Origin of the sequence: Enterobacter cloacae complex sp. OE43NF (assembly GCF_023544405.1) — a bacterium.
Classification (GTDB): Bacteria; Pseudomonadota; Gammaproteobacteria; order Enterobacterales; family Enterobacteriaceae; genus Enterobacter; species Enterobacter cloacae.
Genome location: NZ_JAMJFW010000004.1, coordinates 35645 through 48395, shown reverse-complemented (window position 1 = coordinate 48395; position 12751 = coordinate 35645). Strand labels below are relative to the sequence as shown.

Here is a 12751-nt window from a genome sequence, read left to right as displayed (position 1 = left end):
CAGCACGAAAAATTCAGAATTTACGTGCAAGGTTTCATTTGAAATAGTCTCAATAGCACCACAAACTATCGCCCGCAAATTGGACTATGATCTATTCACCTCCAGTTTGAACAAGGATTGACATCACATTGCCTTAAATCAAATTATCCGAATTTATTTAAGTGGCGAAGGGGTGTTGTTGGTTTCTAAAATAATGGCTCTTTGAGTCGTCATCCCTTTATGGCGATATATCCCGCGCGCGGGAAAGCGTGCGGTAGTTAATTGAGGTGGTTATGTTCAGAAAATTAGCAGCAGAATGCTTTGGTACATTCTGGCTGGTGTTTGGTGGCTGCGGTAGTGCCGTTCTGGCAGCAGCATTTCCGGAACTCGGCATTGGTTTTGTCGGCGTCGCGCTGGCATTTGGTTTAACGGTATTAACCATGGCCTTCGCCGTGGGACATATTTCCGGTGGTCATTTTAACCCGGCCGTGACATTAGGCTTATGGGCTGGTGGTCGCTTCCCGGCTAAAGAGGTCATTGGCTATATTGTCGCTCAGGTTGTGGGCGGTATTATTGCTGCCGCGGTGCTGTACGTGATTGCCAGCGGTAAAGCCGGCTTTGACGCCGCAGCCAGCGGTTTTGCTTCCAACGGCTTCGGTGAGCACTCGCCTGGCGGCTACTCTATGCTCTCTGCCATTGTGATTGAAATTGTACTGACCGCCGGCTTCCTGCTGGTGATCCACGGCGCGACCGACAAATACGCCCCTGCGGGCTTCGCGCCTATCGCCATTGGTCTGGCACTGACGCTTATTCACCTGATCTCCATTCCGGTGACCAACACCTCGGTGAACCCGGCGCGCAGCACCGCCGTCGCCATCTTCCAGGGCGGTTGGGCACTTGAGCAGCTGTGGCTGTTCTGGGTAATGCCGATCGTCGGCGGTATTCTGGGCGGCGTGCTGTATCGCACCCTGCTGGAAAAACGCGATTAATCTTTCCCTCCCTCTCCCTGTGGGAGAGGGCCAGTGTGAGGGCAACAGGCCGGGTAAGGCGCAGCCGCCACCCGGCTTTCTTTTGCCGCTTTACTGAACAGCCTTTATTGGGTAGTGTCTCTGGCGCTCAACAGCTACTCACAAGGACCGGTTGTTCATGTTCTCAGGACTCCTCATTATTCTGCTGCCCCTGATTGTGGGCTATCTTATCCCGCTGCATCAGGCATCGGCATTACGGCTTATCAACCGTTTTCTCAGCTGGATTGTTTACGTCATTCTGTTCTTTATGGGGATTAGCCTGGCCTTTCTGGATAACCTGGCGACCAATCTGCTTTCCATCCTGCATTATTCTGCGGTCACAGTTGTGGTTATTTTGCTCTGCAATATCGCCGCCTTATTCTGGCTTGAGCGCACTATTCCGTGGAAAAATCATCACCATCAGGAAAAACTGCCTTCCCGAATTGCGATGGCGCTGGAATCATTAAAACTGTGCGGCGTCGTGGTGCTCGGTTTTGTCCTTGGGCTCACCGGATGGCCTTTTTTGCAGCACGCCACCGAAGCCAGCGAATATACCCTGATCTTCCTGCTGTTCCTTATTGGTATCCAGTTACGCAATAATGGCATGACCCTGAAACAGATTGTCCTGAATCGTCGGGGAATGATTGTTGCCGTTATTGTGGTCGCCAGTTCAATGGTAGCAGGCGTCATTAACGCCTTGATTCTCGACCTGCCGCTCAAAACCGGCCTGGCCATGGCCTCCGGATTTGGCTGGTATTCCCTCTCCGGTATTCTGCTAACCGAGTCGTTTGGCCCTGTTATTGGCAGCGCCGCCTTCTTTAACGACCTGGCGCGGGAGTTAATCGCCATCATGCTGATCCCGGGTCTGGTTCGCCGCAGCCGCTCTACCGCGCTGGGTCTGAGCGGGGCGACGTCTATGGACTTTACCCTGCCGGTAATACAACGCTCTGGCGGGCTGGAAATGGTGCCCGCCGCCATCGTACACGGCTTTATTCTGAGCCTGCTGGTGCCTGTTCTGATGGCCTTTTTCTCCGCCTGATACCTCTCTGGCGGTAGGGTTCCTGCCGCCAAAATTGCGCTAAATCAATCTCCCTCTACTTTGTCAAAAAAAGCCCTTTTCACCGCCCGGACACAGGCATAACCTTAAACATGTATATCAAATATAACTTTAACAGGTGTGATTATGTTTTGTGTGCAATGTGAACAAACTATCCGTACCCCGGCAGGCAATGGCTGTTCTTACGCGCAGGGTATGTGCGGTAAAACCGCAGAAACATCAGACCTGCAGGATCTGCTGATTGCTGCCCTGCAGGGGCTTTCCGCCTGGGCATTCAAAGCCCGCGAGTACGGTATTGTCGACCACTACGTAGACAGCTTTGCGCCGCGCGCCTTTTTCTCCACGCTGACTAACGTTAACTTTGATTCGCCGCGCATTGTCGGGTACGCCCGTGAAGCGATTGCCCTGCGCGAAGCGCTGAAAGCGCAGTGCCTGAATGCCGATGCCAGCGCCCGCGTGGACAACCCGATGTCAGAACTGCAGCTGGTGAGTGACGACCTGGGCGAATTACAGCGTCAGGCCGCAGAATTTACCCCGAACAAAGACAAAGCCGCGATTGGCGAGAACATTCTCGGCCTGCGCCTGCTGTGCCTGTACGGCCTGAAAGGTGCCGCAGCCTATATGGAGCACGCGCACGTGCTTGGCCAGTACGATAACGACATCTACGCGCAGTACCACAAAATCATGGCGTGGCTGGGCACCTGGCCTGCCGATATGAATGCGCTGCTTGAGTGCTCTATGGAAATCGGCCAGATGAACTTCAAAGTGATGAGCATTCTGGATGCCGGTGAAACCAGCACCTACGGTCATCCAACGCCAACGCAGGTCAATGTGAAAGCGACCGAAGGCAAATGTATTCTCATCTCCGGCCACGACCTGAAAGATCTCTACAACCTGCTGAAGCAGACCGAAGGCACCGGCGTTAACGTCTATACCCACGGCGAAATGCTGCCCGCACACGGCTACCCGGAACTGCGTAAATTCAAACATCTGATCGGGAACTACGGCAGCGGCTGGCAGAATCAGCAGGTTGAGTTCGCCCGCTTCCCGGGCCCGATTGTGATGACCTCTAACTGCATCATCGACCCGACCGTCGGCGCGTATGATGACCGCATCTGGACCCGCAGCATCGTCGGCTGGCCGGGCGTGAGCCACCTTGAAGGTGACGATTTCGGTCCGGTGATCGCCCAGGCGCAGCAGATGGCAGGCTTCCCGTACAGCGAAATTCCGCACCTCATCACCGTTGGCTTTGGCCGCGAAACGCTGCTCGGCGCCGCAGATTCGCTGATTGACCTCGTCAGCCGTGAAAAACTGCGCCACATCTTCCTGATTGGCGGCTGTGACGGCGCGCGCAGTGAGCGTAACTACTTCACCGATTTCGCCACCCGCGTGCCGGAAGATTGCCTGATCCTGACGCTGGCCTGCGGTAAATACCGTTTCAACAAGCTGGACTTCGGCAACATTGAAGGGCTGCCGCGTCTGGTGGATGCTGGTCAGTGTAACGATGCCTATTCAGCCATCATTCTGGCGGTCACGCTGGCGGAGAAACTGGGCTGCGGCGTGAACGATCTGCCGCTGTCGCTGGTGCTCTCCTGGTTCGAGCAGAAAGCGATTGTGATCCTGCTGACCCTGCTCTCTCTGGGCGTAACCAATATCGTCACCGGCCCAACCGCGCCAGGCTTCCTGACGCCGGACCTGCTGGCCGTGCTGAACGAGAAATTCGGTCTGCGTTCCGTGACCACCGTAGAAGAAGATATGCAGCAACTGCTGAGCGCGTAAGGAGTATTTCATGACCATGCCAACCTCTCAGTGCCCGTGGCGGATGCAGGTTCATCACATCCATCAGGAGACGCCGGATGTGTGGACGCTGTCGCTGCTGTGCCATGACTACTACCCGTATCGTGCCGGTCAGTATGCGCTGGTCAGTGTCCGCAACGCGGCGGACACATTGCGCGCCTATACGATCTCCTCGACGCCGGGCGTGAGCGAATACATTACGCTCACTATCCGCCGCATCGATGACGGTGCAGGCTCGCAGTGGCTCACGCGCGACGTCAAGCGCGGGGATTACATCTGGCTGTCTGACGCTCAGGGGGAATTTACCTGTGACGACAAAAGCGAAGATAAATTCCTGCTGCTGGCCGCAGGCTGTGGCGTCACGCCGATCATGTCAATGCGTCGCTGGCTGGCCAAAAACCGCCCTCAGGCCGACGTGCAGGTGATCTACAGCGTGCGCTCGCCGGACGATGTGATCTTTGCCGATGAGTGGCACAACTACCCGGTGACGCTGGTGGCAGAGCACAACGCGACGCACGGTTTTGTCGAGGGACGTCTGAGCCGCGAGCTGCTGCAACGCGTGCCCGATATAGCGAACCGTACGGTGATGACCTGCGGCCCGGCACCGTATATGGAGATTGTGGAACAGGAAGTGAAAGCCCTGGGCGTAACCCGCTTCTTCAAAGAGCAGTTCTTCACGCCGGTGGCGGAGGCGGCAACCAGCGGGATTCAGTTCACCAAACTGCAACCGGCGCAAACCTTCTTTGGCCGCGTCGGCACCACGCTGCTGGAGGCGCTGGAAAGCAATAAGGTGCCGGTGGTGGCTGCCTGTCGCGCGGGCGTATGCGGATGCTGTAAAACGAAGGTAGTCTCCGGGGAGTACAGCGTGACCAGCACCATGACGCTGACCGATGCAGAAATTGCTGAAGGTTATGTGCTGGCGTGCTCATGTCATCCGCAGGGCGATCTTGTGCTCGCGTAATCATTAAACGTGTCATTGTAGGCCCGGTAAGCGCCAGCGCCACCGGGCTTTTTTTTGCCCTATCGCCACGCAGGACCTTTCCCTACCGCGTACCGCCCTGCCCCTAAAAACGCCACCGCCAGCGAGCCGATAAAGAAATACACCAGGCTCTCAATGGCCCACGCACCGACGGCATCGAGTGCAAAGGTTTTGCCCGTGCCCACCATCAGCCATGCCACAATCATGGTAAACGCCAGCACCAGCGCCGCCGGGCGCGTAAAGAGGCCGACAATGATCAGGATCGGTGCCACCACTTCGCCAATCAATACGCCGTAAGCAATAAACCCCGGCAGCCCTTTTTCCACCAGCAGGCCGCTGATGAAGCCCACACCGCCAAATAACTTGTGTAATCCGTGAAACAACATCAGCCCACCGACGGCAAGTCGTAACAAGAGTTTGCCGAGATCGTCGCACGTTAGCTTTTCGTTTACAGCAATTAACAATGATTTAACCATCTGAAATGATTCCCGTTTTCACCCAATCCGTCGCCAGATTATGCCGAATCATTGCCGGTGAAAACCACCCTGAAATGAGGGGTATTGTGCAGGCAATACAGTGACTTTCTTCTAAGCTTGTAAGCGATATCACAAAAAGGAGACGGACAACCATGAAACAAACCGTGGCTGCATACATAGCGAAGACCCTTGAACAGGCAGGTGTAAAACGTATCTGGGGCGTAACCGGCGATTCACTGAACGGGCTGAGCGACAGCCTCAACAAGATGAAAACCATTGAATGGATGCCGACCCGTCATGAGGAGGTCGCCGCCTTTGCCGCCGGGGCCGAAGCACAGCTCACCGGGGAGCTGGCCGTCTGCGCCGGATCGTGTGGCCCAGGGAACCTGCATCTGATTAACAGGCTGTTCGACTGTCACCGCAATCACGTGCCGGTGCTGGCGATTGCCGCCCATATTCCCTCATCTGAAATCGGCAGTGGCTATTTTCAGGAGACGCATCCGCAGGAGCTGTTCCGTGAATGCAGCCACTATTGCGAGCTGGTGTCCTCGCCGGAGCAGATCCCGCAGGTTCTGGCGATAGCCATGCGCAAGGCGGTGCTGAACCGCGGTGTTTCTGTGGTCGTGATCCCGGGGGATGTGGCGCTCAAGGCTGCGCCCGAAGGGGCCAGCACCCACTGGTATCACGCCCCCCAGCCGGTCGTTACCCCAGCTGAAGAGGAGCTGAAAAAACTGGCGCAACTGCTGCGTTACGCCAGCAATATCGCCCTGATGTGCGGCAGCGGCTGTGCTGGCGCGCACAAGGAACTCCTTGAATTTGCAGGTAAGCTAAAAGCCCCAATTGTTCATGCCCTGCGCGGCAAAGAGCACGTTGAGTACGATAACCCTTACGACGTGGGCATGACCGGGCTGATCGGTTTTTCGTCCGGCTTCCATACCATGATGAATGCCGACACGCTGATCCTGCTCGGTACCCAGTTCCCCTATCGCGCGTTCTACCCGACGGATGCCAAAATCATTCAGATCGATATTAACCCGGCCAGCATCGGTGCACACAGCAAGGTCGATATGGCGCTGGTGGGCGACATTAAATCCACCCTTGCCGCCCTGCTGCCGCTGCTGGAAGAGAAAACGGATCGTAAATTCCTCGACAAAGCCCTGAGCGATTACCGCGATGCGCGTAAGGGGCTGGACGAACTCGCCAAACCGAGCGACAAAGCGATCCACCCGCAGTATCTCGCGCAGCAGATCAGCCACTTCGCGGACGACGATGCCATCTTTACCTGTGACGTCGGCACGCCAACCGTCTGGGCGGCACGCTACCTGAAGATGAACGGCAAACGCCGCCTGCTCGGCTCGTTCAACCACGGCTCAATGGCCAACGCCATGCCGCAGGCGCTGGGTGCCAAAGCCACCGCCCCGGAGCGTCAGGTGGTGGCGATGTGCGGTGACGGCGGATTCAGCATGCTGATGGGCGATTTCCTGTCGGTGGTGCAGATGAAGCTGCCGCTGAAAATCGTGGTCTTCAATAACAGCGTGCTGGGCTTTGTGGCGATGGAGATGAAGGCCGGGGGCTATCTGACGGACGGCACCGAGCTGCACGACACCAACTTTGCCCGCATTGCCGAAGCCTGCGGCATAACCGGTATCCGCGTGGAGAAAGCCTCCGAGGTGGATGAAGCTCTGCAACGGGCGTTTTCCATCGACGGCCCGGTGCTGGTGGATGTGGTGGTCGCCAAAGAGGAGCTGGCCATCCCGCCGCAGATCAAGCTGGAGCAGGCCAAAGGCTTCAGCCTCTACATGCTGCGGGCGATCATCAGCGGCCGCGGCGATGAAGTGATCGAACTGGCAAAAACTAACTGGCTCAGGTAAAACATTTCGCATGACCTCTTAAAATAAAGGGATGTGAAATGATTGATTTACGCAGTGATACCGTTACCCGTCCGAGTCGCGCCATGCTCGAAGAGATGATGGCCGCCCCGGTCGGGGACGACGTCTACGGTGACGATCCAACGGTCAACGAACTGCAGCGCTATGCCGCAGAACTCAGCGGTAAAGAGGCCGCCCTGTTCCTGCCCACCGGAACGCAAGCCAACCTGGTGGCGCTGCTCAGCCACTGCGAACGCGGTGAAGAGTACATCGTCGGCCAGGGAGCGCATAACTACCTGTACGAAGCGGGCGGCGCGGCGGTGCTCGGCAGCATTCAGCCGCAGCCGATCGACGCCGCACCGGACGGCACTCTCCCGCTCGACAAGGTCGCCGCAAAAATCAAAGCCGACGACATCCACTTCGCCCGCACCAAATTACTCAGCCTTGAAAACACCCACAACGGCAAAGTCCTGCCGCGCGAGTACCTCAAAGCGGCGTGGGAATTTACCCGCGAGCGCAGGCTCGGCCTGCACGTGGACGGCGCACGAATCTTTAACGCCGTGGTAGCCTACGGCTGCGAGCTGAACGAGATTACGCAGTATTGTGACTCGTTCACCATCTGCCTCTCAAAAGGGCTGGGCACCCCCGTGGGTTCTCTGCTGGTGGGCGATGCGGACTACATCAAACGCGCCAACCGCTGGCGCAAGATGACCGGTGGCGGCATGCGCCAGGCCGGTATTCTGGCCGCAGCGGGTCTGTATGCCCTTAAAAACAACGTGGCACGCCTGCAGGACGATCACGACAACGCCGCGTGGATGGCCGGGCAACTGCGTGAAATTGGCGCCGACGTGATGCGACACGACACCAACATGCTGTTTGTTCGGGTGGGTGATGAGCACGCCGCTGCGCTTGGGGAGTTCATGAAAGCGCGTGGCGTACTGATCAACGCGTCACCCGTTGTGCGTCTGGTGATGCATCTCGACGTCAGCCGCGAGCAGCTGTTGGACGTTGTGAAACACTGGCAGGCGTTTTTACAGCGTTAAGGAGCAGAACGTGCCGCAACGTATTCTGGTGCTCGGTGCCAGCGGGTATATCGGTCAGCATCTGACCACGGCGTTAAGCCAGCAGGGGCATCAGGTGCTGGCGGCGGCACGCAACACGGAACGCCTGCAAAAACTAAACCTGCCTGGCGTCACCTGCCACAACGTCGACCTTAACTGGCCTGAGTCGCTGCCCGCGCTGCTGGAAGGGGTCGACACGCTGTATTACCTGGTGCACAGCATGGGCGAAGGCGGCGATTTTATCGCCCACGAACGTCAGGTGGCCCTGAACGTCCGCGATGCCCTGCGGCAAACGCCGGTTAAGCAGGTGATTTTTTTAAGCTCGCTCCAGGCGCCCGAAAATGAGCAGTCCGACCACCTGCGCGCCCGTCAGCTTACCGCGGACACCTTGCGCAGTGCGGATATCCCCGTTACCGAACTGCGGGCGGGGATCATCGTCGGCGCGGGCTCTGCCGCCTTCGAAGTGATGCGCGATATGGTCTACAACCTGCCGGTGCTCACCCCACCGCGCTGGGTGCGGTCGCGCACCACACCGATTGCCCTGGAAAACCTGCTGCATTACCTGGTGGCACTGCTGGACCATCCCGCCGAACGGCACCGCGTGCTTGAGGCCGCGGGGCCGGAGGTGTTGAGCTATCAGGAACAGTTCGAGCATTTTATGCGCGTCAGCGGCCGCCGACGCTGGCTCATCCCCGTTCCCTTCCCGACCCGCTGGATCTCCGTGTGGTTTTTAAACGTTATTACCTCGGTGCCGCCGACGACAGCGAAAGCGCTGATCCAGGGGCTGAAGCACGATCTGCTGGCGGACGATGGCGAACTGCGCGCATTAATTCCGCAGACGCTGATCCGTTTTGACGACGCGGTACGCCATACCCTGAAAGAAGAAGAGAAGCTGGTGAACTCCAGCGACTGGGGCTACGACGCGCAGGCGTTTGCCCGCTGGCGGCCGGAGTACGGTTATTATCCGAAACAGGCGGGCTGCACGGTGAAAACCTCGGCCAGCCTGGCATCGCTGTGGGAGGTGGTGAACCAGATCGGCGGCAAAGAGCGTTATTTCTTCGGCAATATTCTCTGGCAGACACGCGGAGCGATGGATCTGCTGGTGGGCCACCGGCTGGCGAAAGGCCGCCCTGCGCAGCCGTACCTCAAAGTGGGTGATACGGTCGACAGCTGGAAAGTCATCATCGTCGAACCGGAAAAACAGCTGGCGCTGCTGTTCGGCATGAAAGCGCCAGGGCTGGGACGGCTCTGCTTCACGCTGAAAGACAAAGGCGATTGCCGTGAACTGGACGTCCGCGCCTGGTGGCACCCACATGGGATGCCCGGTCTGTTCTACTGGTTACTGATGATCCCCGCACATCTGTTTATCTTCCGCGGGATGGCAAAACGGATTGCGCAACTGGCAGAACAAAAAACGGAAAAGAACTAAATAAAACTCGCTTTCTTTCACCTTTCCCATTGCAACCCGCCGTAATTCACGAAAGAATGCGCACGAAATTCTTTTCAACACAGTGGATTGTTATGAAGGTACTGGTTACCGGGGCGACCAGCGGCTTAGGCCGAAATGCGGTCGAATTTCTGCGCAACAAAGGCATTAGCGTCAGGGCTACCGGTCGCAACGAGGCGATGGGTAAGCTGCTGCAAAAAATGGGCGCAGAGTTTGTCCATGCCGACCTGACGGAGCTGGTCTCCTCTCAGGCGAAAGTGATGCTCGCCGGAATCGACACCCTGTGGCACTGCTCCAGTTTTACCTCTCCATGGGGAACCCAGGAAGCCTTTGATCTGGCCAACGTGCGCGCCACGCGCCGTCTGGGCGAGTGGGCCGTTGCCTGGGGCGTGCGTAACTTTATTCATATCTCCTCTCCGTCGCTCTACTTCGACTATCACCACCACAGGGATATCCAGGAAACGTTCCGTCCGGCCCGTTTTGCCTGTGAGTTTGCCCGCAGCAAGGCGGCCAGCGAAGAGGTGATCGACCTGCTGGCGCAGTCGAACCCGCATACGCGCTTTACGATCCTGCGTCCGCAAAGTCTTTTCGGACCGCACGATAAAGTGTTTATTCCACGCCTGGCGCAGATGATGCACCACTACGGCAGCGTGCTGCTGCCGCGCGGCGGTGATGCGCTGGTGGACATGACTTACTACGAAAATGCCGTGTACGCCATGTGGCTGGCGAGCCAGCCAGACAGCGATAAACTGACGTCCGGTCGCGCCTATAACATTACCAACGGCGAACCCTGCCGCCTTCGCACCATTGTGCAGCGCCTGATCGACGAGCTGCACATCGACTGCCGCATTCGCTCGGTGCCTTATCCTATGCTGGATATGATTGCCCGCAGCATGGAGCGTTTTGGCAGCAAAACCGCCAAAGAGCCTGCGCTGACGCATTACGGCGTGTCGAAGCTGAATTTTGATTTCACGCTGGATATTTCGCGTGCGGAGAATGAGCTGGGGTATAAGCCGATTGTGACCCTGGATGAAGGGATTGTGCGCACCGCGGCGTGGCTGCGGGACCATGGGAAGTTGCACAGGTAAGCGCCCTGCCCGATGTAGGCCGGGTAAGCGCAGCGCCACCCGGCAAAAAACAGAACTCTGCGGCCTGATGCCCTCACCCCAGCCCTCTCCCACAGGGAGAGGGAGTAAAGACTAAAACGGCAACCTTTCGGTTGCCGTTTGCTGTTTATAATGCCGTCCAGGCCTCAGACCATGCCAGACCTGCGCCTGGTTCATAGTACATTGGTGCATTGTTACACCAGCCGCTGTACGGGAACGGTTTGCACTGGAACAGTTTACCGTGGTTGTTCACGATATCGCCTGCGCTGTACTTGCTGTTCGCGCTCCACGCCGGGTAAGAGCCGGAAGTGCCTTCGTCCTGAGACGGGGTGGCTGCTTTGGCTTTTACGTTCAGCAGGTATGTGGTGGTGCTGCTCAGCTCGCCGTCGCTGACGGTCAGGCTGATTTCATACTGCTGCGCCGTCGCGGCTTCAGGCGCGTTGAAGGTCACTACCGCTTTATCGTCGCCGGTAACGGTCTGGCCGTCCTGGGAACGCCAGGTGTAGGTCAGCTTGTTGCCATCTTCGTCGGTAGAGCCTTCTGCGCTCAGGGAGACCTGCGCACCGGCTTCAACCGCACCGATCGGACCGGCAATCTGCGCTACAGGCGCATGGTTTACCACCGCCGGGATGTCGTCTGGCACAGGTGCCGGGGTTTCATCCGGTGTTGGTGTCGGCGCTGGCGTCTCATCTTCAGACGGGGCTGGAGCAGGAGCCGGTGTTTCATCCGGCACGACCGCGGAACCGTCGTCGTTAACGATGTTCACGTTAAAGAACTTCTGTACACACTTGGTGTAGTCGCCGTCTTTGAACGCGCTGAATGGCGTCTGGTAACCCACCAGCTGGCAAGCGTAGGTCTTGCCATCTGGGGTATCCGCGCTCCATCCCCAGTCCTGTTCCCAGTAGATCTTCAGGGCGCCTGCGCCACCTTCATCGAACTGCTTCATGTTGGCACAGCCAAGCACTTCGTCAGCCGGTACAGGGACTTTCAGGTAGTTAGCGAACTCTTTGTAGTATTTGATACGGTTCTGAGACTGAGCAATTTCAGTCGGGCCACCGCACTCTACGCCGCCGTTGATGATCTGGGTGGTCACGCCAAAGCCAGGGACAAGGCCGTTGGCTTTATCGTGGTCGTTCGGCTGCCAGGTGCCGTCGATAACCTGAAGCATGCTTGGTTTTGGCGGCTGTGGATAGGCGAAGAAGAAGATGGCGCTCGCCAGGTTCAGCCAGGTGTCGGCCACCAGCTCAGGTTTGTCGAGCAGTGTGCGGACATCGCCGTACATTGCTTCAGAGAATGGACCGTAGTTGTAGTTGTAGGACAACTGCTTAGCGCCGCGGCCAAAGTAGCTCAGGAAGTCGCCATCTTTGTCTTTACCGCACGGCCAGGTCTGACCCTGCCAGACGTCCGGGTTACACTCCCCGTTATAGCCGCCCTTCTGGCCTTCACTCCAGCCCATCTCGCGCACATAGACCAGTGCCTGACGCCATTCCGGCTCCGGACGCCAGCTTTCGTGGCCGCCGGTTTCCTGTGCGAAGTGAGCAAACATGGTTGCCAGCTCTTTACGGCAGATAGCTTCGCTGTCGCGGCCATCGTTGTAGGTATCACACAGCGCCGGGAATTTACCCACGGCTTTCAGGAAGTTACTGTAGCTGTAATCCTTCGCGCGCAGCGGGAACAGGTATTCCCAGTCGCTCTCTTTAAGGATCCCTTCAACGCGTTTCACGTTTACCGGGTTGGCTGCACGGCCTGGCTCAATCTGCTCGACCTGAGCGTTGTCCAGCGTACGGATGGTATCCTTCACGGATTTCATCAGTGGGAAATCGGTGAGCTCTTTTTCCTTTTTAGCCAAATCGCTGGCTTTCATGGTGTAAGGCACACTGCTTTCCGCCTTCAGCATGGTGGCCTGAGCAATCACCGGCGCTACGCAGGCACCGGCAATAAGCACGCTCAGTAATGTCCTTTTATTCATCTCGG

At 57.5% G+C, this 12751-nt stretch carries 10 protein-coding genes; 8 read left to right on the top strand and 2 right to left on the bottom strand.

All coding sequences use genetic code 11. The annotated features are described in order from the left end of the window. Positions 1 to 272 precede the first annotated feature (272 nt). From aqpZ to hcr, 4 genes are all read left to right on the top strand, one after another. The gene (gene aqpZ / locus M8370_RS03275) at positions 273 to 968 is read left to right on the top strand and encodes an aquaporin Z (protein WP_013097330.1); all 696 of its coding nucleotides are present in this window, start codon (positions 273 to 275) and stop codon (positions 966 to 968) included. Between the two features lie 157 nt (positions 969 to 1125). Then, a complete protein-coding gene (locus M8370_RS03270; protein WP_250020476.1) occupies positions 1126 to 2025 on the top strand; it encodes a LysO family transporter in 900 nt (299 codons plus the stop codon). Positions 2026 to 2169: 144 nt separating this feature from the next. Continuing rightward, positions 2170 to 3822, top strand: a complete 1653-nt coding sequence (gene hcp, locus M8370_RS03265; protein WP_250020475.1) for a hydroxylamine reductase — start codon at positions 2170 to 2172, stop codon at positions 3820 to 3822. Between the two features lie 10 nt (positions 3823 to 3832). After that, complete coding sequence (gene hcr, locus M8370_RS03260) at positions 3833 to 4801, top strand: NADH oxidoreductase (protein ID WP_058681022.1); 969 nt, start codon at positions 3833 to 3835, stop codon at positions 4799 to 4801. A gap of 59 nt (positions 4802 to 4860) precedes the next feature. Here the strand turns inward: hcr and M8370_RS03255 are convergent, their stop codons facing one another. Beyond that, positions 4861 to 5295 (bottom strand): DoxX family protein, encoded by a 435-nt coding sequence (locus tag M8370_RS03255; RefSeq protein WP_029883004.1) that lies wholly within the window; start codon positions 5293 to 5295, stop codon positions 4861 to 4863. A gap of 152 nt (positions 5296 to 5447) precedes the next feature. Between M8370_RS03255 and poxB the strand changes: the two genes are divergently transcribed. The 4 genes from poxB (at position 5448) to M8370_RS03235 (ending at position 10759) form a co-directional block, all read left to right on the top strand. Further along, complete coding sequence (poxB, locus tag M8370_RS03250; protein WP_250020474.1) at positions 5448 to 7166, top strand: ubiquinone-dependent pyruvate dehydrogenase; 1719 nt, start codon at positions 5448 to 5450, stop codon at positions 7164 to 7166. Positions 7167 to 7204: 38 nt separating this feature from the next. Further along, positions 7205 to 8206: a low-specificity L-threonine aldolase gene (gene ltaE, locus M8370_RS03245; protein WP_020689923.1), complete on the top strand. Its 1002-nt coding sequence runs from the start codon at positions 7205 to 7207 to the stop codon at positions 8204 to 8206. 10 nt (positions 8207 to 8216) lie between these two features. After that, positions 8217 to 9653: an SDR family oxidoreductase gene (locus M8370_RS03240; protein ID WP_250020473.1), complete on the top strand. Its 1437-nt coding sequence runs from the start codon at positions 8217 to 8219 to the stop codon at positions 9651 to 9653. 92 nt (positions 9654 to 9745) lie between these two features. Then, positions 9746 to 10759: a 3-beta-hydroxysteroid dehydrogenase gene (locus tag M8370_RS03235; RefSeq protein ID WP_045901416.1), complete on the top strand. Its 1014-nt coding sequence runs from the start codon at positions 9746 to 9748 to the stop codon at positions 10757 to 10759. 145 nt (positions 10760 to 10904) lie between these two features. On the opposite strand, the gene M8370_RS03230 is transcribed toward M8370_RS03235, so the two are convergent. Continuing rightward, entirely contained in the window at positions 10905 to 12746 is a 1842-nt protein-coding gene (locus M8370_RS03230; protein ID WP_013097339.1) for a glycoside hydrolase family 19 protein, read from the bottom strand. Positions 12747 to 12751: the final 5 nt, after the last annotated feature.

Bases quoted from the DNA above. Each gene is read 5' to 3' on its own strand.
- aqpZ (WP_013097330.1), top strand. From the start codon at position 273: ATGTTCAGAAAATTAGCAGCAGAATGCTTTGGTACATTCTGGCTGGTG.
- M8370_RS03270 (WP_250020476.1), top strand. From the start codon at position 1,126: ATGTTCTCAGGACTCCTCATTATTCTGCTGCCCCTGATTGTGGGCTAT.
- hcp (WP_250020475.1), top strand. From the start codon at position 2,170: ATGTTTTGTGTGCAATGTGAACAAACTATCCGTACCCCGGCAGGCAAT.
- hcr (WP_058681022.1), top strand. From the start codon at position 3,833: ATGACCATGCCAACCTCTCAGTGCCCGTGGCGGATGCAGGTTCATCAC.
- M8370_RS03255 (WP_029883004.1), bottom strand. From the start codon at position 5,295: ATGGTTAAATCATTGTTAATTGCTGTAAACGAAAAGCTAACGTGCGAC.
- poxB (WP_250020474.1), top strand. From the start codon at position 5,448: ATGAAACAAACCGTGGCTGCATACATAGCGAAGACCCTTGAACAGGCA.
- ltaE (WP_020689923.1), top strand. From the start codon at position 7,205: ATGATTGATTTACGCAGTGATACCGTTACCCGTCCGAGTCGCGCCATG.
- M8370_RS03235 (WP_045901416.1), top strand. From the start codon at position 9,746: ATGAAGGTACTGGTTACCGGGGCGACCAGCGGCTTAGGCCGAAATGCG.
- M8370_RS03230 (WP_013097339.1), bottom strand. From the start codon at position 12,746: ATGAATAAAAGGACATTACTGAGCGTGCTTATTGCCGGTGCCTGCGTA.